22 protein-coding genes are annotated in these 22,874 nt (G+C 63.2%); 12 read left to right on the forward strand and 10 right to left on the reverse strand.

Annotation, left to right across the window (positions count from 1 at the left end):
• Positions 1-57: 57 nt before the first annotated feature.
• Both dut and coaBC read right to left on the reverse strand, forming a co-directional pair.
• Positions 58-513 (reverse strand): dUTP diphosphatase, encoded by a 456-nt coding sequence (gene dut, locus PPA02S_RS02645; RefSeq protein WP_028632896.1) that lies wholly within the window; start codon positions 511-513, stop codon positions 58-60.
• 5 nt (positions 514-518) lie between these two features.
• Entirely contained in the window at positions 519-1,730 is a 1,212-nt protein-coding gene (gene coaBC / locus PPA02S_RS02650; protein ID WP_028632897.1) for a bifunctional phosphopantothenoylcysteine decarboxylase/phosphopantothenate--cysteine ligase CoaBC, read from the reverse strand.
• 126 nt (positions 1,731-1,856) lie between these two features.
• Here coaBC and radC point away from each other — a divergent pair, with 126 nt between their 5' ends.
• Positions 1,857-2,537 carry a RadC family protein gene (gene radC / locus PPA02S_RS02655; RefSeq protein ID WP_028632898.1) on the forward strand — a complete coding sequence of 227 codons (681 nt, stop codon included), beginning with the start codon at positions 1,857-1,859 and terminating at the stop codon, positions 2,535-2,537.
• A gap of 122 nt (positions 2,538-2,659) precedes the next feature.
• Here the strand turns inward: radC and PPA02S_RS02660 are convergent, their stop codons facing one another.
• A complete protein-coding gene (locus PPA02S_RS02660; protein ID WP_028632899.1) occupies positions 2,660-4,249 on the reverse strand; it encodes an ABC transporter substrate-binding protein in 1,590 nt (529 codons plus the stop codon).
• 361 nt (positions 4,250-4,610) lie between these two features.
• Here PPA02S_RS02660 and rpmB point away from each other — a divergent pair, with 361 nt between their 5' ends.
• On the forward strand, positions 4,611-4,847 hold the full coding sequence (rpmB, locus tag PPA02S_RS02665) for a 50S ribosomal protein L28 (RefSeq protein WP_028632900.1): 237 nt from the start codon (positions 4,611-4,613) through the stop codon (positions 4,845-4,847).
• A gap of 10 nt (positions 4,848-4,857) precedes the next feature.
• Complete coding sequence (rpmG, locus tag PPA02S_RS02670; RefSeq protein WP_003253507.1) at positions 4,858-5,013, forward strand: 50S ribosomal protein L33; 156 nt, start codon at positions 4,858-4,860, stop codon at positions 5,011-5,013.
• A 78-nt stretch (positions 5,014-5,091) separates the two neighbouring features.
• Here rpmG and PPA02S_RS02675 read toward each other — a convergent pair whose 3' ends face one another.
• Positions 5,092-5,451, reverse strand: a complete 360-nt coding sequence (locus PPA02S_RS02675) for a cupin domain-containing protein (protein ID WP_028632901.1) — start codon at positions 5,449-5,451, stop codon at positions 5,092-5,094.
• Between the two features lie 195 nt (positions 5,452-5,646).
• Between PPA02S_RS02675 and PPA02S_RS02680 the strand changes: the two genes are divergently transcribed.
• Together PPA02S_RS02680 and PPA02S_RS02685 are read left to right on the forward strand one after the other, a co-directional pair.
• A complete protein-coding gene (locus PPA02S_RS02680) occupies positions 5,647-7,140 on the forward strand; it encodes an aldehyde dehydrogenase (protein WP_028632902.1) in 1,494 nt (497 codons plus the stop codon).
• 14 nt (positions 7,141-7,154) lie between these two features.
• Positions 7,155-8,294, forward strand: coding sequence for an MFS transporter (locus tag PPA02S_RS02685; protein ID WP_028632903.1), 1,140 nt, complete (start codon positions 7,155-7,157; stop codon positions 8,292-8,294).
• Positions 8,295-8,306: 12 nt separating this feature from the next.
• Here the strand turns inward: PPA02S_RS02685 and PPA02S_RS02690 are convergent, their stop codons facing one another.
• Both PPA02S_RS02690 and PPA02S_RS02695 read right to left on the reverse strand, forming a co-directional pair.
• Positions 8,307-9,833 carry a phospholipase D family protein gene (locus tag PPA02S_RS02690; protein ID WP_428829801.1) on the reverse strand — a complete coding sequence of 509 codons (1,527 nt, stop codon included), beginning with the start codon at positions 9,831-9,833 and terminating at the stop codon, positions 8,307-8,309.
• Between the two features lie 81 nt (positions 9,834-9,914).
• A complete protein-coding gene (locus PPA02S_RS02695; protein WP_161629583.1) occupies positions 9,915-11,345 on the reverse strand; it encodes an aminotransferase-like domain-containing protein in 1,431 nt (476 codons plus the stop codon).
• Between the two features lie 178 nt (positions 11,346-11,523).
• Here PPA02S_RS02695 and PPA02S_RS02700 point away from each other — a divergent pair, with 178 nt between their 5' ends.
• Positions 11,524-11,754 carry a DUF1127 domain-containing protein gene (locus PPA02S_RS02700; RefSeq protein ID WP_028632906.1) on the forward strand — a complete coding sequence of 77 codons (231 nt, stop codon included), beginning with the start codon at positions 11,524-11,526 and terminating at the stop codon, positions 11,752-11,754.
• Positions 11,755-11,771: 17 nt separating this feature from the next.
• Here PPA02S_RS02700 and PPA02S_RS02705 read toward each other — a convergent pair whose 3' ends face one another.
• Positions 11,772-13,064, reverse strand: a complete 1,293-nt coding sequence (locus PPA02S_RS02705) for an NAD(P)/FAD-dependent oxidoreductase (protein WP_028632907.1) — start codon at positions 13,062-13,064, stop codon at positions 11,772-11,774.
• A 177-nt stretch (positions 13,065-13,241) separates the two neighbouring features.
• On the opposite strand from PPA02S_RS02705, the gene PPA02S_RS02710 reads away from it, so the two are divergent.
• On the forward strand, positions 13,242-13,595 hold the full coding sequence (locus PPA02S_RS02710; protein ID WP_028632908.1) for a YkgJ family cysteine cluster protein: 354 nt from the start codon (positions 13,242-13,244) through the stop codon (positions 13,593-13,595).
• 2 nt (positions 13,596-13,597) lie between these two features.
• Here PPA02S_RS02710 and dadR read toward each other — a convergent pair whose 3' ends face one another.
• Positions 13,598-14,086, reverse strand: coding sequence for a transcriptional regulator DadR (gene dadR, locus PPA02S_RS02715; RefSeq protein WP_003258963.1), 489 nt, complete (start codon positions 14,084-14,086; stop codon positions 13,598-13,600).
• 75 nt (positions 14,087-14,161) lie between these two features.
• Here dadR and dadA point away from each other — a divergent pair, with 75 nt between their 5' ends.
• The 5 genes from dadA to PPA02S_RS02740 all read left to right on the forward strand — a co-directional run bounded on the left by dadA (position 14,162) and on the right by PPA02S_RS02740 (position 19,903).
• Positions 14,162-15,547 (forward strand): D-amino acid dehydrogenase, encoded by a 1,386-nt coding sequence (gene dadA / locus PPA02S_RS02720; RefSeq protein WP_154660054.1) that lies wholly within the window; start codon positions 14,162-14,164, stop codon positions 15,545-15,547.
• Between the two features lie 72 nt (positions 15,548-15,619).
• Positions 15,620-16,693: an alanine racemase gene (gene alr, locus PPA02S_RS02725; protein WP_028632910.1), complete on the forward strand. Its 1,074-nt coding sequence runs from the start codon at positions 15,620-15,622 to the stop codon at positions 16,691-16,693.
• Between the two features lie 105 nt (positions 16,694-16,798).
• Positions 16,799-17,347: a cupin domain-containing protein gene (locus tag PPA02S_RS02730; protein ID WP_028632911.1), complete on the forward strand. Its 549-nt coding sequence runs from the start codon at positions 16,799-16,801 to the stop codon at positions 17,345-17,347.
• Between the two features lie 136 nt (positions 17,348-17,483).
• Entirely contained in the window at positions 17,484-17,906 is a 423-nt protein-coding gene (locus PPA02S_RS02735) for a c-type cytochrome (RefSeq protein ID WP_028632912.1), read from the forward strand.
• 134 nt (positions 17,907-18,040) lie between these two features.
• Positions 18,041-19,903, forward strand: a complete 1,863-nt coding sequence (locus PPA02S_RS02740) for an acetyl-CoA hydrolase/transferase C-terminal domain-containing protein (RefSeq protein WP_028632913.1) — start codon at positions 18,041-18,043, stop codon at positions 19,901-19,903.
• Positions 19,904-19,982: 79 nt separating this feature from the next.
• Here the strand turns inward: PPA02S_RS02740 and PPA02S_RS02745 are convergent, their stop codons facing one another.
• Together PPA02S_RS02745 and rep are read right to left on the reverse strand one after the other, a co-directional pair.
• Positions 19,983-20,555, reverse strand: a complete 573-nt coding sequence (locus PPA02S_RS02745) for a xanthine phosphoribosyltransferase (RefSeq protein WP_028632914.1) — start codon at positions 20,553-20,555, stop codon at positions 19,983-19,985.
• Positions 20,556-20,620: 65 nt separating this feature from the next.
• Positions 20,621-22,630: a DNA helicase Rep gene (gene rep, locus PPA02S_RS02750; protein WP_028632915.1), complete on the reverse strand. Its 2,010-nt coding sequence runs from the start codon at positions 22,628-22,630 to the stop codon at positions 20,621-20,623.
• Between the last annotated feature and the right edge of the window lie 244 nt (positions 22,631-22,874).

Genomic DNA, 22,874 nt, shown 5'->3' on the forward strand with positions numbered 1-22,874 from the left:
GGACGAAGGTTTCGCCAGAGAGTTCGCCATCCTTGGCCGTAACGGTCAGCTGCTGGCTCAGTGGCTGCCCGAGTGACCAAAGCCGCCAGCGCCACGCTGGCTTTCGTCGAACGCCTCGACGATGTCGAAACGCGCCTGTACCACCGGCACCAGCACCAACTGGGCGATACGCTCGCCGACCGCGATGGTGAACGGCGTAGTGCCACGGTTCCAGCAGGACACCATCAGCTCGCCCTGGTAATCCGAGTCGATCAGCCCCACCAGGTTGCCCAGCACGATGCCGTGCTTATGGCCCAGGCCCGAGCGAGGCAGCACCAGCGCCGCGAGCCCAGGGTCGCTGATGTAGATCGACAGGCCGGTGGGGATGAGCACGGTCTGGCCTGGTTCGAGCACGGTGTCCTGCGCAAGCAGGGCGCGCAGGTCGAGGCCGGCGGAGCCTGGGGTGGCGTAGCTGGGCAGCGGGAATTCGCTGCCCAGGCGTGGGTCGAGAATCTTGGCTTGAAGTGCGTGCATGTAACTTACTGAACCTGGTTGAGCCGTTCGGCGATAAAGGCGACCAGTTGCCGGGCGATCTTGCCCTTGCTGGTCTGCGCAAAAAGAGTCTGGTGCTGTTGCCGGTCGATCACGGTCAAGGCGTTTTCTTCGCTGTTGAAGCCGATGCTGGGGTTGGCCACATCATTGGCGACGATCAGGTCGAGGTTCTTGTCCTTGAGCTTGCGCGTGGCGTAGTCGAGCAGGTGCTCGGTTTCGGCAGCGAAGCCGACGCTGAACGGGCGGTCGGTACGGCCGGCGATGGTGGCAAGGATATCGGGATTGCGCACCATCTGCAGCAGCATGCCGTCGCCGGTCGTAGGGTCTTTCTTGAGTTTTTGCGGGGCAACCACCTCTGGCCGGTAGTCTGCAACCGCCGCGGACGCGATGAACAGGTCGCACGGCATGGCGGCTTCACAGGCTGCGAGCATGTCCCGCGCGCTCACCACGTCGATACGGCTGACACGGTCAGGGGTGGGCAGGTGCACCGGGCCGGTCACGAGGGTGACCCTGGCCCCGGCTTCTGCAGCCGCCTCGGCCAGGGCAAAGCCCATCTTGCCGGAGCTATGATTGGTGATGTAGCGCACCGGGTCGATGTTTTCCTGGGTGGGGCCCGCCGTGATCAGCACGTGCTTGCCGGTGAGTGCCTGGCGCTTGAAGCTTTCGGCAGCGCACCAGGCCAGGTCGGTGGCTTCGAGCATGCGGCCCAGGCCGACGTCGCCGCAGGCCTGGCTGCCCGATGCGGGGCCGAACACCTGAATGCCCCGGCTCTTCAGCAGCTCGAGGTTGGCTTGGGTGGCCGGGTCACGCCACATCGCCTGGTTCATGGCCGGGGCAACGGCGACGGTGGCATCGGTGGCCAGTACCAGGGTGGTCAGCAGGTCGTCGGCCATGCCTTGGGCCAGGCGGGCCATCAGGTCGGCAGTGGCCGGCGCGATCAGCACCAGGTCGGCCCATTTGGCCAGTTCGATGTGGCCCATGGCGGCTTCGGCAGCCGGGTCCAGCAGGTCCATGTGCACGGGGTGGCCAGACAACGCCTGCAGGGTCAGCGGGGTGATGAATTCGGCACCACCGCGGGTCATGACGACGCGCACCTGGGCGCCGTGCTCGAGAAGTCGGCGAATCAGTTCGGCGCTTTTGTAGGCGGCGATGCCACCACCGACGCCGAGAACGATGCGCTTGCGATACAGCCGCTGCATAGGCTTGCCTTTTTCCGGTGAAAGCGGGCGGCGACAGGAACTGCGTGCGGCAGAACGTCGCATGTACGAAGCGAAATAGATTAACACAGGGCCGAAATGGCCCGCAGCAAGGGCAGGGGGCGGGGGATGAATATCAGGGAGTGGCCGACTGAAGAAAGGCCGCGGGAGAAGTTGCTGCAGCGTGGGGCTGCGGTGCTGACGGATGCCGAATTACTTGCCGTGCTGCTGGGTTCTGGTGTTGCCGGGCGCAATGTACTGGACCTTGCGCGGGGGCTGCTGGTGCGTTTTGGCGGGCTGAGGCAGTTTCTGGAGGCCGATCGCGAAGCCGTACTGCGCGAGCCGGGTATCGGGGCGGTGAAGTATGCGCAGCTTCAGGCGCTTCTGGAGATTGGTCGACGGCACCTGGATGAGAACATCGAGCGCGCCTCGGCGCTAGAGGGGCCAGTGGCGGTACGGCGTTATCTCAAGGCCATGCTGCGGCATGAAGCCAGTGAAGTGTTTGGCTGCCTCTTTCTGGACACCAAGCACCGCCCGCTGGCGTTCGAGATCCTGTTCAGAGGCACCATAGACCGCGCCAGTGTCTACCCGCGCGAGGTGGTTCGAAGGGCGTTGCTGCATAACGCGGCGGCGTTGATCCTGTGCCACAACCACCCTTCCGGCATCAGCGAGCCCAGCCAGGATGACGTGCACCTGACTCTGTCGCTCAAGCGGGGTTTGGCACTGATCGACGTGCGGGTGCTGGACCACATCATCATTGGCGACGGGGAGCCGTTATCGATGGTGGAGGAGGGCTGGATGGTGGCCTAGGCCATTGTGTTCCTGTGCTGGCCCTTTCGCGGGTGAACCCGCTCCCACAAGTATGGCGCTGCTCTTGAGCGCCATACGGTCCCTGTGGGAGCGGGTTTACCCGTGAAGAGGCCGGTGCAGGTTTACGGGGCCACCGAAACCTTGCTGAAATCCAGCCGCCCGAACGGGCTCACCTGGTACCCCTCCACGTCCTTGCGCAACAACGCAGCCGCAGTAGGGTGCGCCAGGGGTACCCACAGCGCCTGCTGCTGAATCAGCGTTTGTGCCTGCTGGTAAAGCCTGCTGCGCACGCTCTGGTCATTGGTAGTGCGGCCAGCGCTGATCAGTTGGTCCAGGCGGTTGTCGCAGAAACGCGCGAAATTGGTACCCGACTGCACCGCCGCACAGGAAAACTGCGGGGTCAGGAAGTTATCCGGGTCGCCGTTGTCACCTGCCCAGCCCATGAACAGCAGGTCATGTTCGCCAGCCTTGGCGCGGCGGATCAGCTCACCCCACTCGATCACACGGATCTCTGCCTTGATGCCGATCTTGGCCAGGTCCGCCTGCAGCATCTGTGCACCCAGGCTGGGGTTAGGGTTCAGCAAGCTGCCCGACGGCCGGGTCCAGATCGTGGTGCTGAAGCCATCGGCCATACCTGCTTTGGCCAGCAGGGCCTTGGCCTTGTTCAAATCCAGCGGGTAACCCGGCAGGTCCTTGGCGTAGCTCCAGGTGTTAGGCGGGTAGGGCCCGTTGGCGGCCACCGCCGAATCCTCGAACACCGCCTTGAGGTAGGCCTGCTTGTCGAACGCCAGGTTGATGGCCTGCCGCACCTCTGGCTTGTCCAGCGGCGGGTGCTGGCTGTTGATGGCGACGAAGGCCGTCATGAATGCCGGGGTGCTGGCCACCTTCAGGTCAGCGTTGCTGCCCGCCTCGGCAATGTCCAGCGGCTTGGGCGAAAGGGCAACCTGGCATTCGCCACGCTTGAGCTTCTGCAACCGCACATTGGCGTCTGTGGTGATGGCGAAGATCAACGGGTCCACCGCTGGCTTGCCGGCGAAGTAGTCCGGGTTGGCGCGGTAGCGCACCACCGCATCCTTCTGGAAGCGCTGGAACACGAATGGCCCGGTACCGATCGGCTGGCTGTTGAGCTTGTCTGGCGTACCGGCCTTCATCAGCTTGTCGGCGTACTCGGCGGAGTAGACCGAGGCGAAGCCCATGCTCAAGGTGGCCAGGAACGTGGCGTCCGGGTGGCTGAGGGTGAAGCGCACGGTATTCGGCGTAGGGGCGTCGATCGCCTTGATCAGGCTGCCCAGCTGCAGTGATTGGGCGTGCGGATAGCCGCCAGGTGCCGTTTTGTTCCACGCGTGGGCCGGGTAGAGCATGCGCTGGAAGCTGAACAGCACGTCATCGGCATTCAGCTCGCGGGTAGGCTTGAAGTAGGGCGTGCTGTGAAACTTCACGCCCTCACGCAAGGTAAAGTCGTACACCAGGCCATCGGCAGATACTTTCCAGCTGGCCGCAAGGCTCGGCACCACCTTGCCTTGGGCGGCATCGAAGTCTACCAGGCGGTTCATCAGCACGTCGGCGGTAGCATTGGTGGTAGTGAGCGAGTTGTACTGCACCACGTCGAAGCCTTCGGGGCTGGCCTCGGTGCAAACGCTGAGGGGCGCGGCCTGGGCGAGGCCTGCGGCGCACAGGCAGGTAAACAATAACGAATAGGCGGTGGCACGCATGGTGGCTCCTTGGCTGTCAGTGGCCCATCTGCCAGTGCAGTCTGGAAAAGGCCTACCCTAGTGCCCCTGCCTGGAAATGACCACACCCTTTTTTGTGCAACTGGCGACGAGCGGTCAACCGCCAGCCAGGCCTGCCGGTATGCTGGCCCGCGGCATTCAGCCTGTTGCCGGCGTGCATCAGATGTTGTTGCAAGCGAGTCTTTCTGGTATAAAGCAGCGCTCTTTTCTAGGGGCTCGGCCTGTCGCATCAGCGAATCCGGTCGATAAGACCTCCAGAATCACGGCGCCCTGGCGCCAAAGACTGAGAGATTAAGCGGCCAACCCATGCCGGGTTGGGCATGTGGTTTTAGAGGGCTGAGTCATGTCGAGAGTCTGTCAAGTTACTGGTAAGGGTCCAGTAACCGGGAACAACATTTCCCACGCAAACAACAAAACCCGTCGTCGTTTCCTGCCGAACCTGCAACACCACCGTTTCTGGGTTGAGTCCGAGAAGCGTTTCGTGCGTCTGCGCGTATCTGCCAAGGGCATGCGTGTCATCGACAAGCGTGGTATCGAAGTAGTGCTGTCCGAGCTGCGTGCTCGCGGCGAAAAGTTCTAAGGAGAACGTCATGCGTGAATTGATCCGTCTGGTTTCGAGTGCTGGCACTGGCCACTTCTACACCACCGACAAGAACAAGCGCACCACCCCGGACAAAATCGAGATCAAGAAATACGATCCCGTTGTTCGCAAGCACGTGGTGTATAAGGAAGCCAAGATCAAGTAATTGATCGGCGACCTGAAAAAAACCCGCATCCGAAAGGACGCGGGTTTTTTTATGCCTGTCAGGCGTTGAAGCCACAGGTTACTTCTGCTCGAACAGTGCGTAGATCTTACGGCACGGCTCAAGTACTTCCCATGTGCCCTTGAACCCGGCCGGAATGACGAAACGGTCACCGGCGCGCAGGGTCTTGGCCCCGCCTTCCTGGTCGCGCAGCACCGAAACACCCTGCACGATCTCGCAATACTCATGCTCGGTGTAATTCACCACCCATTGCCCCACCTCGCCTTCCCAGACGCCGGCAGCAAACTGCCCGCAAGGGCTGGAGTAATGGTTGTATACCGCCTGGTCAGGCGCGCCTTTGATGATCTTTTCTGCGGCAGGTCGGTAGCGCTCTGCCTCGGTTATGGCCTGGGCGAAGTCGATGATACGGTCGATGCTCATGAGTCGGCTCCTGTGATTGTTCAATAAAATTAACATGAGTAGGCTTTTGGGCCTTGGGTGTCAAATATATTGATAGTTTGAAGGGGCTGGTTTAGGGTATCGCATGCCAGTGTGCGCGTGTCGCCCGGCCCTATTCCGACAATGCCCGTGAGCCCTCAGAACGGCATTGCATTTAAACAAGAGGAGGAGTTTCGTATGTCCACCCTGACTCGTGCAGATTGGGAACAGCGTGCCCAGCAACTGAAGATCGAAGGCCGCGCCTTCATCAACGGCGAATACACCGATGCCGCATCCGGTGACACCTTCGAATGCCTGAGCCCGGTTGACGGACGCTTCCTGGCCAAGGTTGCCAGTTGCGACCTGGCCGATGCCAACCGCGCCGTTGAAAACGCCCGCGCCACCTTCAATGCCGGTGTCTGGTCACAGCTGGCCCCGGCCAAGCGTAAAGCCAAGCTGGTCCGCTTTGCCGACCTGCTGCGCGAGAACGTCGAAGAGCTGGCACTGCTTGAAACCCTGGACATGGGCAAGCCGATCGGCGACTCCTCCACCATCGACATCCCCGGTGCAGCCAATGCCATCCACTGGACGGCCGAAGCCATCGACAAGGTGTACGACGAGGTTGCCCCCACGCCCCACGACCAGCTTGGCCTGGTTACCCGCGAGCCGGTAGGGGTTGTAGGCGCCATCGTACCCTGGAACTTCCCCCTGATGATGGCCTGCTGGAAGCTGGGCCCAGCCCTGGCCACCGGTAACTCGGTAGTGCTCAAGCCGTCCGAGAAATCACCGCTCACGGCCATTCGCATTGCGCAGTTGGCCATCGAGGCTGGCATTCCGGCCGGTGTACTGAACGTGCTGCCGGGTTACGGCCACACCGTTGGCAAGGCCCTGGCCCTGCATATGGACGTCGATACCCTGGTATTCACCGGCTCCACCAAGATTGCCAAGCAGTTGATGGTGTACGCGGGCGAGTCGAACATGAAGCGCGTCTGGCTGGAAGCCGGTGGTAAGAGCCCGAACATCGTGTTCGCCGACGCGCCAGACCTGCAGGCTGCCGCGCAGGCCGCTGCCAGTGCCATCGCCTTCAACCAGGGTGAGGTGTGCACCGCAGGCTCGCGCCTGCTGGTCGAACGGTCCATCAAGGACAGGTTCCTGCCCATGGTGGTGGAGGCCCTGAAGGGCTGGAAGCCAGGCAACCCGCTGGACCCACAGACCACCGTGGGTGCTCTGGTCGATACCCAGCAGATGAACACCGTGCTGTCGTACATCGAGGCAGGCCACAAGGACGGCGCCAAGCTGCTGACAGGCGGCAAGCGCACCCTGGAAGAAACCGGCGGCACCTATGTAGAGCCGACCATCTTCGATGGCGTTACCAACGCCATGAAGATCGCCCAGGAAGAAATCTTCGGCCCGGTGCTTTCGGTGATCAGCTTCGATACCGCCGAGGAAGCGGTGGCCATTGCCAACGACACCCCGTATGGCCTGGCCGCCGGCATCTGGACTTCGGACATTTCCAAGGCGCACAAAACTGCCCGCGCCGTGCGCGCCGGCAGTGTCTGGGTCAACCAGTACGACGGCGGCGACATGACTGCCCCGTTTGGTGGCTTCAAGCAGTCGGGCAACGGCCGTGACAAGTCCCTGCATGCACTGGAGAAATACACCGAGCTGAAAGCGACCTGGATCAAGCTGTAAGCCCGGGGGCTGCGATGCGCTGGGGTACCTACTTCGCCGTACTGGCGTCGGTGCTGAGCGTCGGGCTTGCGCTCGGCGTCAGCATGCCGTTGGTGTCCTTGCGCCTCGAAGCCTGGGGCTACGGCAGCTTCGCTATCGGGGTGATGGCGGCCATGCCCGCGCTGGGTGTGCTGGCAGGCGCCAGCCTTGCCAGCCGCCTGGCGGGCTGGGTGGGCGTGCCTTCTGCCATGCGCCTGTGCCTGTGGGCTGGTGCGCTGTCGATCGGCCTGCTGGCACTGCTGCCCAGCTACCCGTTGTGGTTGCTGCTGCGCCTGCTGATCGGCATGGCCCTGACCGTGGTATTCATCCTTGGCGAAAGCTGGATCAACCAGCTGGTGGTCGAGCAATGGCGGGGCAGGCTGGTGGCGCTGTATGGCAGCAGCTATGCGCTGAGCCAGTTGGCCGGCCCGCTGGTGCTGGGCGTGCTCGGCTCGGACGATGACTTCGGGTTCTGGTCGGCGACCGGGCTGTTGCTGCTGGCGCCGCTGCTTCTGCTGGGGCGCGGCGGAGCACCCTCCACCGAAGCCTGCAGTGTCACGTTCGGCGACCTGTACGCGTTCTGTAAGCGCTTGCCGGTAATCGCCTGGGCCATTGCCCTGTTCGCTTCGTTCGAAGCGATGATTCTCACGCTGCTGCCGGTTTATTGCCTGCAGCAGGGTTTCAGCACGGAAATCGCCCTGTTCATGGTCAGTACCGTGGTGGTAGGCGATGCAGTGCTGCAGTTGCCCATTGGCGTGCTGGCTGACCATATGTCACGGCAAACCCTCTTCACCGGGTGCGCCACGACCTTGCTGGTGTCCAGCCTGGCGATTCCGCTGTTGCTGCACACGCCTGCCATCTGGCCGTTGTGGGTGCTGTTCGGGGCCAGTGCCGGGGGCCTGTTTACCTTGTCACTGGTGCTGATCGGTGAGCGCTACCGGGACGACGCCCTGGTACGCGCCAATGCCCACGTGGCCCAGTTGTGGGGTATCGGTTGCCTGCTCGGGCCGTTGCTGGCGGGGGCGGGGAGCCAATGGATCAGCGGCCACGCGCTGCCGTTGCTGATGGCGGCAGGCGCCGCCGGGTTGGTGGTGCTCACCCGACGCCGTGGGGCTTTCGAGCCGGTGCCGGGCTAAACGGGCTTTTCCCTACAGCATCTTCTCCAGGCCAACCGCCTTGCTGATCCAGGCATTGAAGCGCCGCCACAGGCCGCCGGGTTCTGACGTCAGCACGCGGCGCTGGCCGTTTTCCTCCGTCACCCATATCAGCTTGCCGCCCACCAACTCCGGCTGGTAGCTCAGGGCCGGGGCCATACCCTGTACGGCCAGCGCCCGGGTGTACTCCGCCAGTTCCGGGCTGTCGACCAGCACGCCGACTTCGGTATTCCACAGTACCGAGCGTGGGTCGAAGTTGAACGAGCCGATGAACGTCTTGTGCCGGTCGAACACGATGGCCTTGCTGTGCAGGCTGGAATCGGAGCCGCCATGGAAGTTCAGCTTGCCGGCGCTTGGGTCGCCCGGTTGGCGGCGCAGCTCGTACAGCTTCACCCCGTGCTCCAGCAAGGCTTTGCGGTAGGGCGCGTAGCCACCGTGCACGGCCGGTACGTCGGTGGCCTCAAGTGAGTTGGTCAGCAGTTTCACCGAAATGCCTGCGTCGGCACTGTGGGTGAGGTACAGCAGCCCAGGTTCGCCAGGGACGAAGTAGGCCGACACCAGAATCAGCTCGTGGCGCACGTTACGCAGGTCTGGCCCCAGCTGGCGGGTGAGCAACAGTTGCGGGTCGGGCTCATCGTCGGCCAGTACCTTGCTCGGTGCGTCCCACAGCGCCTGGGCATGGGCCCAGATCAGCTCGTTACGCCAGGTGTCCAGGCGTGGCTGGGACTGGTAAGCCATCAGGCGGTCGTACAGTTCCTTGCGCTGGGTTCGTGCTTCGGCCAGGGACACTTCCAGGCGGTGACGGCTGCTGCGCAGGTCGTTTTCGTTGGGCTGGTGCCACAGAAAGTCGGTAATCGGCCGGCTCAGTGCGCTGTTCCAGTACTGGTCGAAGCTGTGCCCCAGCTGCTCGGCAATGGGCCCGACGCTCAGCAGATCGATGTCGGTGAAGTTCAGGTTGGGCTCGGCGTCGAAGTACTCGTCACCCAGGTTGCGGCCGCCAACAATGGCCATGCTGTTATCCACCAGGAACAGCTTGTTGTGCATGCGCCGGTGCTGGCGCGACAGGTTGAACAGCCGCCCCATTGCCCGCGTTACCCCTGTACTGCGGCCCAGGTGCAAAGGGTTGAACACGCGGATCTGGATGTTGGGGTGGGCGGCGAGCGTGCCCATGATGGCGTCGAGGCCATCGCTGGTGGTGTCGTCCAGCAGGATGCGCACGCGCACACCCCTGTCGGCTGCGCGCAACAGTTCGTGGACCAGGGCGCGGGTACTGAGGCCGTCATGGACGATGTAGTACTGCAGGTCGATGCTGGCCTGAGCATTGCGGATCAGCTCGGCCCGCGCGCGAAATGCCTCGTTGCTGTTGGGCAGCAGTCGAAAGCCCGAGCGCCCCTCATAGGGTGCAGCCTGGCGCAGCACCGAGCGCCCGAAGGCTGAGTCGTTGGCCGGTAGCGCCTGGCTGGTCTCGCGGGGCGTGCTGATGCTGGTGCAGCCGGCAAGGCCAAGCAGCAGCACCAGCATCAGGGCTCGCTGGGTTTTCAAGGGAGGGTCGTCCTGTACGGGGAAAGGCTTGCGGGTTTGACCGTGCCGGGCTGTGCAAAGTTACGTGGCTGCGTATTCTTCATCCAGCAGGCGCAGGGCGGTTTCCCCCACCTTGCGCACGGCGGCTTCGATCTGTGGCGTGGGGCGGGCGGCGAAGTTCATGCGCAAACAGTGCCGGTACTTGCCCGAGGCCGAAAAGATGCTGCCCACGGCCACCTGTACGTCCTGCTCGAGCAGCGCCCGGTTCAGCCGTAGCGTGTCGAAGTGTTCAGGCAGCTCCACCCACAGCATGAATCCGCCTTGGGGGCGGCTTACCCGTGTGCCCGGCGGAAAGTACCGGGTTACCCAGTCGCTCATCAGTTCGCGGCTGCGCTGGTACTGGCTGCGCATGCGCCGAACATGGGGCTGGTAATGCCCCGCGGCGATGAAGTCGGCGATGGCCAGCTGCGGCTGGCTGGCGGTGCTGCCCGTGCTGATGTACTTCATGTGCAGCACCCGCTCCAGGTAACGCCCCGGGGCTACCCAGCCCACCCGCAGGCCTGGGGCCAGGGTCTTGGAGAACGAGCTGCACAGCAACACGCGGCCATCGTCGTCGAACGACTTGACCGTACGCGGGCGCGGGTAGGTGTAGGCCAGGTCGCCGTAAACATCATCTTCCAGAATGGCCACGTCGTAGCGCTGGGCGAGGCTCAGCAAGGCTTTCTTGCGGGCCTCGGGCATGATGTAGCCGAGGGGGTTGTTGCAACTTGGGGTGATCTGGATAAGTTTGATCGGCCACTGCTCAAGGGCCAGTTCCAGCGCTTGCAGGCTGATACCGGTGACTGGGTCGGTGGGGATCTCCAGCGCCTTCATGCCCAGGCCCTTCAGGGTTTGCATGGCGCCATGGAAGCTGGGCGAGTCCACCGCAACGATGTCGCCCGGCTCACACACCGCCCGGATGCTGCAGGACAGCGCCTCGTGGCAACCCGTGGTGATCACCAGGTCGGCGGGCGCCAGCCTGCAGCCCGAATCCAGCGCCAGGCGTGCCACCTGTTCGCGCAGGGCCAGGTTACCGTGGATGTTGTCGTAATACAGGCCTGGCATGTCCTGGCGCCGGCTCAATTGGGCCAGGCTGCGCAGCAGTGGCTTGAGCGTTGGGGCTTCGATATCGGGCATGCCGCGGCCCAGCTGTATGACGTTCTGGCGCGGGGTGCTGCGCACCAGCTCAAGCACTTGTTCCCACTGGGAGATTTCCACCGGGCGCTGCGCCGGGCGGCTGACGGCCGGTAATGCCGGCAGCTGGCGATGGTCGTTGACGAAATAGCCGGACTTGGGCCTCGGCGAGACCATGCCACCGTCTTCCAGCATGCGATACGCCTGCTGCACGGTACTCAGGCTGACCCCATGTTCGGCACTCAAGGCACGTACCGAGGGCAGCCGCTGGCCAGGCTGGTAAAGGCCTTGTTCGATGCGGGCACCGAGCAGCTCGGCGAGGTTCAGGTAAAGGGTCACGGCATACTCCTGCGCTGACTTGGCGTAGCAACCGGTACAGATGAGCGGAAAATACAGCATTCAGTCGGCTTGCGGCCAATTCTGTATGGGAATAATAAGGCTGCATTGGCTCTGTATTGCCATCGCCCCCAACCCCCATGCTTTGCCCATGGATTCGGCACACGTGGAGGGCGCAGTGATGGCTGGGATGACTGATGTACGCTTGCAGCTTTTGGCAAAGGAATTGGAGGCGGGCCAGCAAGCCAGGGTATTCAATGCCCCGCAGGGGCTGGGCCGCTGGGGGCTGATGCTGCACCGCTGGCAGACCCGCAGAACGCTGTTGCAGCTGACCGACGACGAGCTACGCGACGTAGGGCTTAGCTGGGAGCAAGCCCGAACCGAAGGCCGCAAGCCCTTCTGGAAGGCGTGACGCTCCCCGCCCAACCTTCAAACCAGCTCCTTGAGCCGATGCCACAACATCCCCAACGCCAGCAATGGCGAGCGCAGGTGCTTGCCGCCAGGGAAGGTCATGTGCGGCGCCTTGGCGAACAGGTCGAAGCGCCCGCTTTCCTGGCCGCTGATGGCCTCGCCCAACAGCCGCGCGGCAAGGTGGGTGGCATTGAGCCCATGGCCTGAATACGCCTGGGCGTAATACACGTTCGGCTGGCCCGCCAGGCGGCCCACTTGGGGCAGGCGATTGGCGCCGATGCCGATCATGCCACCCCACTGGTAGTCGATGCGCACATCGGCCAGTTGAGGGAACACCTTGAGCATCTTGGGGCGCATGTACGCAGCGATATCCCCAGGGTCGCGGCCGGAATAATGGCAGGCGCCGCCAAACAGCAGCCGCTGGTCGGCGCTCAGGCGGTAATAATCCAGTGCAACGCGCTGGTCGCACACCGCCATGTTCTGCGGCAACAAGGCACGAGCGCGGTCATCACCCAGCGGCTCGGTGGCGATGATGTAGCTACCGGCCGGCAGCACCTTGCCAGCCAGTTCACGGTCCAGCCCGTTCAGGTAGGCGTTGCAGCACAGTACCAGGGTTTTGGCACGCACCCGGCCTTGTGCAGTGTGCACCTGCACCTGGGGGCCGTAGTCGATCCGCGTGACTTCGGATTGTTCGTATAGGCGCACGCCCAGGCGGCTGGCCACGGCCGCTTCGCCCAAGGCCAGATTGAGTGGGTGCAAGTGCCCTGAACCCATGTCCACCAGCCCCCCGGCGTAGCAGTCGGCGCCTACCACGCTGTGGATATCGTCCTTGCCCACCAGGCGTAGCACGTGGGCATAGCCCAGGCTGCGCAGATGCTCGGCTTCCTCGGCAAAACCCTGCAGTTGCGAAGGTTTGTTTGCCAGGTCGCAGTAGCCCCACCTCAGGTCACAGGCAATGCCGTGCTGCTCGACGCGATCGCGCACGATCTGCACCGCCTCCAGCCCCATCAGTTGCAGGCTGCGCACACCCTGCTCGCCGAGCACCGGCAGAAACTGCTCCAGCCCGTGGCCAACCCCGCGTATCAGCTGCCCGCCGTTGCGCCCACTGGCGCCCCAGCCCAGCTTGCGGGCCTCCAGCAGGATGACCGAAAAGCCGCGCTCGGCCAGTTCGATGGCGGTGTTCAGGCCCGAGTAGCCTCCGCCCACAACGCATACATCGGCGCTGTGTTCGCCCTGCAGGAACGCGTGATCCGGGTGTGGCAAGCGGCTGGCGGCGTAGTAGGAGGCGGCGTGCTGCGCGCTGTGGATCATCGGGCTGGCCCTGAAGCTGGAGAGAGCGGCGAGGATAAGCTGTGCCGCGCAGGCGCGGCAACCAGCCAGGCCGTGCCCGGTTTCGCGGGTAGAACTGCGAGGGCGGGGTATTCGGTGGGGCGGGTTTACCCGCGAATGGGCCTATAATCCACCCACTTCGTCAGCCTGTACTTCGCCATGCCCTGCAACCGCCACAAAATCCACTTCCTGCGCGAACTCATCCCCTCGTTCGAATGCGAACCTGGCTGCCACGACTGCTGCGGCCCGGTCACCACCTCCGCCCAGGAGATGGCCCGCCTGCCGCGCAAAACCCAGGCCGAACAGGACGCCGCACTGGAGCGGCTGGACTGCGTGCACCTGGGGCCTCAAGGTTGCACGGTGTACCAGGAGCGCCCGATGATCTGCCGCCTGTTCGGCACCACCCCGCGCCTGGCCTGCCCGCGTGGCCGGGGCCCGGAACCGATGATCGACCCTGCCGCCGAACAGCTGGTTCACCAGTTCATTGCCACTACCCGGCAGGTGCTGGTGTAGGGTCAGTCCGGGATCGGCAGGCAGAGGCTTTCCTTCACTTCTTCCATCACGATGTAGCTCTTGGACTCCCGCACGTGCGGCAGCTTCAGCAGGATATCGCCCAGCAGTTTGCGGTACGACGCCATCTCCGAGATGCGCGCCTTGACCAGGTAGTCGAAGTCGCCGGACACCAGGTGGCACTCCAGTACATGGGGCAGTTTGAGCACGGCGCGGCGGAACTCTTCGAACGTGTCGCCCGACTTGTAGTCCAGGCTGATTTCCACGAACACCAGCAGGCTGCCTTTGAGGTGCTGAGGGTTCAGGCGCGCGTTGTAGCCCATGATGATGCCTTCGCGCTCCAGGCGGCGAACACGCTCCGTGCAGGGGGTGGTCGAGAGCCCGACCTTTTCGCCCAGCTCGGTAAAGGAAATCCGCCCGTCGTTTTGCAGGATGCGCAGAATGTTGCGGTCAATCTTGTCCAGTTCACGCTTGCTCTGGTGCTGGGTTCTCATAGGGGATGCCCCTCCGTAAAAGGCGATTATACCGAGAATTCTCGCCAATATTAGGCTTTTATATAGTGAAATGCACTGGTCGCGAATTCCTATACTGCGCTCATCAATGGCCACCCAATAACAACCTGCGGCGTGCCGCGTGTGAGGAACAAGACGATGCGAGTTCTGGTACTTGGTAGCGGCGTGATCGGAACCGCCAGTGCCTATTACCTGGCCCGGCAAGGGTTCGACGTAACGGTGGTCGACCGCCAGCCTGCGGTGGCCATGGAAACCAGTTTTGCCAACGCCGGCCAGATCTCGCCCGGCTATGCCTCGCCGTGGGCTGCCCCGGGGGTGCCACTGAAGGCCATCAAGTGGTTGCTGGAACGCCACGCCCCGCTGGCCATCAAGCTCACTGGCGATGTCGATCAGTACCTGTGGATGGCGCAGATGCTGCGCAACTGCACCGCCAACCGCTATGCGGTGAACAAAGAGCGCATGGTGCGCCTGTCCGAGTACAGCCGCGACTGCCTGGACGAGCTGCGCGCTGAGACCGGCATTGCCTACGAGAACCGCAGCCTCGGTACCACCCAGTTGTTCCGCACCCAGGCCCAGGTGGATGCTGCGGCCAAGGACATCGCGGTGCTTGAGCAGTCTGGCGTGCCCTACGAACTGCTCGACCGCGACGGCATTGCCCGTGTGGAACCTGCGCTGGCTGGCGTAAAGGATATCCTGGCAGGTGCCTTGCGCCTGCCCAACGACCAGACCGGCGACTGCCAGCTGTTCACCAACAAGCTGGCAGAGATGGCCGTAAAGCTGGGCGTGGAGTTCCGCTTCGGCCAGGACATCCAGCGCCTGGATGCCGCCGGCGACCGCATCAACGGTGTGGTGATCGATGGCAAGCTGGAAACGGCCGATCGCTACGTGCTGGCGCTAGGCAGTTATTCGCCGCAGTTGCTCAAGCCGCTGGGTATCAAGGCGCCGGTTTACCCGCTCAAGGGCTACTCGCTGACTGTGCCGATCACCAACGCTGAAATGGCGCCCACATCGACCATTCTGGATGAAACCTACAAAGTGGCGATCACCCGGTTCGATAACCGCATCCGCGTGGGCGGCATGGCCGAAATCGCCGGTTTTGACCTGTCGCTGAACCCGCGTCGGCGCGAAACGCTGGAGATGATCGTCAACGACCTTTATCCTCGCGGCGGTGATCTTGGCCAGGCCAGTTTCTGGACCGGCCTGCGCCCGGCTACGCCGGACGGTACCCCGATTGTGGGGGCGACGGCGTTCCGCAACCTGTTCCTGAACACCGGGCACGGTACGCTGGGCTGGACCATGGCGTGTGGCTCGGGGCGCCTGTTGGCGGACCTGATTGCACGCAAGCAGCCGCAGATCAGCGCCGAAGGGCTGGACATTTCGCGCTACGGCAGTGGCCGGGAAGTGGCCAGGCAGGGGCATGCTGCACCGGTTCACCAGCAGTAAGTGTGGCGGTGCCGGCCTCATCGCCGGCAAACCCATACCGTTTTCAACCTGAATGACCATAAGGCAGCCGCCATGCGCCCCGCCCGCGCCCTGATCGACCTCCAGGCCCTGCGCCACAATTATCGTCTAGCCCGTGAACTCACCGGTGCCAAAGCCCTTGCCGTGATCAAGGCCGACGCCTATGGCCATGGCGCCGTGCGCTGCGCCCTGGCACTGGAAGCCGAAGCCGATGGCTTCGCCGTGGCCTGTATCGAAGAGGCCCTGGAACTGCGCGCCGCAGGCATCAAGGCGCCTGTGCTGTTGCTGGAAGGTTTTTTCGAAGCCAGCGAGCTGGCCCTTATCGCCGAGCACGACCTGTGGTGTGCCGTGCATTCGCTGTGGCAGCTGGAGGCCATAGAGAACACCCCGGTGCACAAGCCCATCACAGTCTGGCTCAAGCTGGACAGCGGCATGCACCGCGTTGGCCTGCACGCCAAGGACTACCACGACGCCTACCAGCGGCTGCTGGCCACCGGCAAGGTCGCACGCATCGTGCTGATGACCCACTTCGCCCGGGCCGATGAGCTTGAAGCCGACGCCACTGCCCGCCAGATCGCCGTATTCGAGGCGGCCCGGGAGGGCCTGGCAGCCGAGTGCAGCCTGCGCAACTCGCCAGGTGTGCTGGGTTGGCCGCAGGCTCAGGGCGACTGGGTACGGCCCGGCCTGATGCTGTATGGCGCCACGCCGTTCGACGCCGCCCAGCCTCAGGCGCAGCGCCTGCAGCCGGTCATGACCCTGCAATCGCGGATCATCAGCGTGCGTGAACTGCCTGCAGGCGAGCCGGTAGGCTATGGCGCCAAGTTCGTCAGCACCCGGCCCACACGGGTTGGCGTGGTCGCAATGGGCTACGCCGACGGTTACCCGCGGCAGGCACCCAATGGCACACCTGTGCTGGTGGCCGGCACACGCGCGCAACTGATTGGCCGGGTGTCGATGGACATGCTCAGCGTGGACCTTACCGACGTGCCCCATGCCACGCTGGGCAGCCCGGTGGAGCTGTGGGGCAAGCAGGTGCTGGCCAGCGAAGTGGCTGGCCATGCGGGCCTGATCCCGTATCAGGTGTTCTGCAACGTCAAACGCGTGCCGCTGGAATACTGCGGTGAGTAGGGGGCCGTAATGAATGGCGTTGGGGCGGTGTGTTGTAAATACTGAACGGCGTTGCCATGATATCGTTCACATCCACCCCCCACACCGTTTCAGGAGGCTCCAGCTTTGGACGTCGGCGAACGACTGCAAGCCATCCGCAAGCTCAAGGGCCTGTCCCAGCGTGAACTCGCCAAGCGTGCCGGGGTGACCAACAGCACAATCTCGATGATCGAGAAGAACAGCGTCAGCCCTTCGATCAGCTCCCTGCGCAAGGTGCTCAGTGGCATACCCATGTCCATGGTCGAGTTCTTTTCCGTGGAACTTGAGCCTGAAAGCCCGGCACAGATCGTGTACAAGGCCCATGAGCTGATCGACATCTCCGATGGTGCCGTCACCATGAAGCTGGTTGGCAAGTCGCACCCCAACCGTGCCATCGCCTTTCTCACCGAGGTCTACCCGCCAGGTGCCGATACCGGCGCAGAAATGCTGACCCATGACGGCGAAGAAACCGGCATTCTGCTGGAAGGCCGCCTGGAACTGGTCGTTGGCACCGAGCTGTTCATCCTCGAAGCGGGCGACAGCTACTACTTCGAAAGCACCCGCCCGCACCGTTTTCGCAACCCCTACGACCAGCCAGCACGGCTGATCAGCGCGGCAACGCCTTCAAACTTTTGATCCAGCGCAGTGCATTGTTTCGCCAATACCCCTTTCCGGTGTAGGGTCGTTTCCCGCCCTTATGGTTACCGCTATACTTTTCAGCGCTCGAGGATCCGTGGCCGCGAGCATGATTAGCCACCATGAGGGTGTTCGCGTGAACCAAATCAAGAAGATGCTGGCCCTACCAGCCGCCTTACTCGCCCTCTGGGCAATGAGCGCAACCGCTGCAACCAACGACGATATTGCCAAGCGCCTGGCGCCGGTAGGCCAGGTGTGTGTTCAGGGCCAGGAATGCAAAGGCATGGAAGTGGCCGCCACAGCCGGCGGTGGGGCCGCCAAGACGCCGGATGACATCATCGCCAAGCACTGCAATGCCTGCCATGGCACTGGCCTGCTGGGCGCGCCGAAGGTGGGTGATACCGCCGCCTGGAAAGAGCGCGCCGACCACCAGGGTGGGCTGGATGGCATCCTGGCCAAGGCCATCACCGGCATCAACGCCATGCCGCCCAAAGGCACCTGCGCCGATTGCTCAGATGACGACCTGAAAGCCGCCATCAAGAAGATGTCCGGCCTATAGGGCACCGCGTTATTGCACGAAGCCCGCCGCCGATGGCGGGTTTTGTTTTTGTGGGGTGCTGCAACGTCACGGCAACCAATGCAGCCCGCCTTCTGTCCAACCCCGTGAATCCATGGGTGACTCAGGAGGCCCCGATGCACCTCTGCTCTGTCGAACATGCCGTCGACCAAGTGCTGTCGCGCCTGCCGGCCCATATCCACATGGGCCTGCCGCTGGGCCTGGGCAAGCCCAACGCGTTCGTCAACGCCCTCTATGCCCGGGTGCGCGAGCTGCCCGAGCGGCAGCTTACCCTCTACACCGCGCTGTCCCTCGGCCGGCCACCGCTGGGCGATGGCCTGCAACGGCGCTTTCTAGGGCCCTTCGTCGAGCGTGTCTTTGCCGACTATGAAGAGCTCGATTACCTGGCCGACCTGCGTAACGACAGCCTGCCGCCGAACATTCGTGTGGAGCAGTTCTTCATGCAGCCGGGCAGCCTGCTGCACAGCGAGCCGGCCCAGCAGGACTACGTCAGTAGCAATTACAGCCACGCCGCCCGGGACATCAACGCCAAGGGCCTGAACCTGATCGCGCAACTGGTAGCCGCCACGCCAGAACGGCCTGTGCACCTGAGCCTGGCCTGCAACCCCGACATCACCCTGGACTTGCTGCCCATGGTCGAGCGCCGGCGTGCAGCAGGCGAAACCATCCTCATGCTCGGCCAGGTGCATGCCCAGCTGCCCTACATGCCAGGCGACGCAGAGCTGCCGATGGATGCCTTCGACCTGCTGCTGGATGAGGCCGAGCAGCGGCGCCTGTTTTCCACGCCCAACATGCCGGTGAATACCCAGGACCACTGCATTGGCCTGCACGCCAGCAGCCTGGTGCGCGATGGGGGCACCTTGCAGATTGGTATCGGCGCCATGGGCGACGCGGTAGCGGCGGCGCTGCTGGCGCGCCAGGGCGATAATGCCGCCTATCGTGAGGCGATGGATGCGTTGGGGGCCGGGGCCTGGCAGCCGTTGATCGAGCGAGAAGGCGGTCTGGCCCCGCTCGATGAGGGCCTTTACGGCTGCAGCGAGATGTTCGTCAACGGCCTGCTGGAACTGGCCGATGCGGGCTTGCTGCGACGTACTGCCGACGAGCAGGAGGTGGTGTTGCACGGTGGTTTTTTCCTTGGGCCCCAGTCGTTTTACCAGCGCCTGCGTGACATGCCTCTGGAGCAGCGTGCACGGTTTGCCATGACGGCCATCAGCTTCGTCAACGAACTGTATGGCGATGAAGCCCTGAAGCGTCGCCAGCGCCGTGATGCGCGGTTCATCAACACGGCATTCGGCATGACCCTGCTGGGCGCCGGTGTGGCGGACCAGCTGGAAGACGGGCGCGTGCTCAGCGGGGTAGGCGGGCAGTACAACTTCGTCGCCCAGGGCCATGCGCTGGAGGGCGGCCGCTCGATACTGCTGCTGCGCAGCTGGCGTGAGGCAGGTGGTGAGGTCACCTCTAACCTGTTCTGGCGCTACGGCCACTGCACCATCCCCCGGCACCTGCGCGACATCGTGGTCACGGAGTATGGGGTTGCCGACCTACGGGGGCAGACCGATAGCGAGGTAATTGCGCGGTTGCTGGCCGTGTGCGACTCACGCTTTCAGCAGGCGCTGATGGAGGAGGCGAAAAGCGCTGGCAAGCTGGCCAAAGGTTTCCAGCTGGACGCGCGCTTCACGTACAACACCCCTGAACGCCTTGAGGCGGTTCGCGCACAGCACAGCCAGCTGTTTGCCGAGTACCCGCTGGGCACCGACTTCACCGATGTGGAGCAGGACTTGCTGCGGGCACTTGGCTGGTTGAAGAGCAAGTTCAAGCTGAGCGAAGTGCTGGCGCTGGGCAAGGCAACCCTCGATGCGCCCGGGCCGGAAGGTTATGAGGCGCATCTGGCGCGCATGGCGCTGGAGCAGCCCGACGGCCTGAAAGAAGACCTTTACCAGCGCTTGTTGCTGGCCGCCCTCGCCGCCACAGCGCCCTAGAAATGCGCCGTGCCCGGTCGGTGTGGGGGCACCCGCGAACACCGGCGGGGCCGGTGCCAGGCGGCGCCCGTTCAGGCCCTTACTCGATGAACGTCACCACGCCACCGGCCAACGACTTCACCCGTGCCAGCGACTCGACGCGATAGCCCTGGCTGTCCAGTTCGGCACGCCCACCCTGGAACGATTTCTCGATGACGATGCCCAGGCCAGCCACGGTTGCCCCGGCCTGCTTGATGATCGAGATCAGCGCCTGCGACGCCTTGCCGTTCGCCAGGAAGTCATCGATTACCAGCACGCGGTCGTTGCTGTTGAGGTGGCGGGGCGAAATGGCCACGGTGTTCTCGGTCTGCTTGGTGAACGAGTAAACCGATGCCGTCAGCAAGTTCTCGGTCAGCGTCAGCGACTGGTGCTTGCGGGCAAAGATCACCGGTACGCCCAGCTTCAAGCCGGTCATCACCGCCGGGGCAATGCCCGAGGCTTCGATGGTGACGATCTTGGTCACACCGGCGTCGGCGAACAGGCGGGCGAACTCGTCACCAATCAGTTGCATCAGCGCGGGGTCGATCTGGTGGTTGAGAAACGCATCGACTTTGAGAACCTGATCGGAAAGCACGATGCCTTCTTCGCGAATCTTCTGATGCAGTGCTTCCACTATGGTATTCCTCGATGTAACAAAGGTGGCCGCAAACAGCGGCAGCGTTTAAGAGTAATGGTTGATCAGCGTTTGAGCATTGCCCGGATGTCGGCCAGGGCATTGTTGCCGCGTGCGGCCTTGACCTCGACCGGGGCATCGTCCAGGCCTTCCCAGGCCAGGTCTTCCGGGGGCAGTTCGTCGAGGAAGCGGCTGGGCGTACAGTCGATGATTTCCCCGTACTGCTTGCGCTTGGCGGCAAAGGTGAAGGCCAGGGTCTGGCGCGCGCGGGTGATGCCCACGTAAGCCAGGCGGCGCTCTTCCTCGATGGTGTCGGCCTCGATGCTGGAGCGGTGCGGGAGGATTTCTTCCTCCATGCCCATGATGAACACGTAGGGGAACTCCAGCCCCTTGGACGCGTGCAGGGTCATCATCTGCACCCCTTCGGCGTTTTCTTCCTCTTCCTGCTGGCGCTCCAGCATGTCGCGCAGCACCAGCTTGCCGATGGCGTCCTCGATGGTCATGTCACCCTCTTCGTCCTTCTCGAGGGTGTTTTTCAGTGCGTCGACCAGGAACCAGACGTTGCTGATACGAAACTCGGCCGCCTTGTCGCTGGCGGTCTGCTGGCGAATCCAGTTTTCGTAGTCGATGTCGCGGATCATTTCGTGCAGCGCGGCAATCGGGTCGTCCAGCGCGACCTTCTGGCGCACACCGTCCAGCCAGTGCTTGAAGCGCTGCAGGCGCTCGGTGTAGCGGGCGTCCAGGTGCTCACCCAGGCCAAGCTCCTCGCTGGCGGCGTACATTGACGTGCCGCGTTCGGTGGCATAGTTGCCAAGCTTTTCCAGGGTGGTTGAACCGATCTCCCGGCGGGGGACGTTGATGACCCGCAGGTAGGCGTTGTCATCGTCCGGGTTCACCAGCAGGCGCAGGTAGGCCATGAGGTCCTTGACCTCCTGGCGACCAAAGAAGCTGTTGCCGCCCGACAGGCGATAGGGCACCTGGTGGTGCTGCAGTTTCAGCTCGATCAGTTTGGCCTGGTAGTTGCCACGGTACAGGATGGCAAAGTCGCTGTAGGGGCGGTCGGTGCGCAGGTGCAGCGTGAGGATTTCCATGGCCACGCGCTCGGCTTCGGCTTCCTCGTTCTTGCAGCGGATGACGCGGATCTCGTCGCCAACACCCATTTCGCTCCACAACTGCTTCTCGAACGCATGGGGGTTGTTGGCGATCAGCACGTTGGCGCAGCGCAGGATGCGGCTGGTGGAGCGGTAGTTCTGCTCCAGCATGACCACTTTCAAGGAGGGGTAGTCCTCCTTGAGCAGCATCAGGTTTTCCGGGCGCGCGCCGCGCCAGGCGTAGATCGACTGATCGTCGTCGCCCACCACGGTGAACTGGTTGCGCATGCCGATCAGCATCTTCACCAGCAGGTACTGGCTGGCGTTGGTGTCCTGGTATTCGTCCACCAGCAGGTAGCGCACGCGGTTCTGCCAGCGCTCCAGCACCTCGGGATGCTCCTGGAACAGCTTTACCGGCTGCAGGATAAGGTCGTCGAAATCCACCGCGTTGAACGCCTTGAGCGTGCGCTGGTAGTGGGTATAGACGATCGCGGCGGTTTGCTCACGCGGGTTGCGCGCCTTTTCCAGGGCCTCGGGTGGCAGGATCAGGTCGTTCTTCCAGGCACCGATCATGTTCTTGATCTCGTCGATGCCGTCGTCGCCGGAGTACTCCTTCTGCATGATGTCCGACAGCAATGCCTTGATGTCGGACTCATCGAAGATCGAGAAGCCTGGCTTGTAGCCCAGCTTGCCGTGCTCCTTGCGGATGATGTTCAGGCCCAGGTTGTGGAACGTGCACACCGTGAGCCCACGGCCTTCCCCTGGGCGCAGCAGGGTCCCGACCCGCTCCTTCATCTCGCGGGCGGCCTTGTTGGTGAAGGTCATCGCCACGATGTACTGGGCACGGATGCCGCAGTTCTGGATGAGGTGGGCAATCTTGCGCGTGATCACGCTGGTCTTGCCCGAGCCTGCACCGGCGAGCACCAATAGAGGGCCGCCGACATAGTCACGGGCTTCCTGCTGCCGGGGATTGAGTCGGGACATGCTAGAAACCGGGGGTCGCCAGAAAATAGCCGCGCATTCTATCAGGCATGGGCCTATTGTGGCGCGACCGTCTGACGCGCGAGTCAGACTTTTGCAGCATCATTAGTGGCACTAATGGTTGCAGCTGAAAAAATCGTATTTGCCGGGTGGTCAGGATTCGCGCACGATGCACGACAAAATACGTCGGAATGACATCACACAAGAACATTTTTAAAAGTGAAAATCATTTTCATTAAATGCAGTA

This window comes from Pseudomonas parafulva NBRC 16636 = DSM 17004 (assembly GCF_000730645.1).
GTDB lineage: Bacteria > Pseudomonadota > Gammaproteobacteria > Pseudomonadales > Pseudomonadaceae > Aquipseudomonas > Aquipseudomonas parafulva.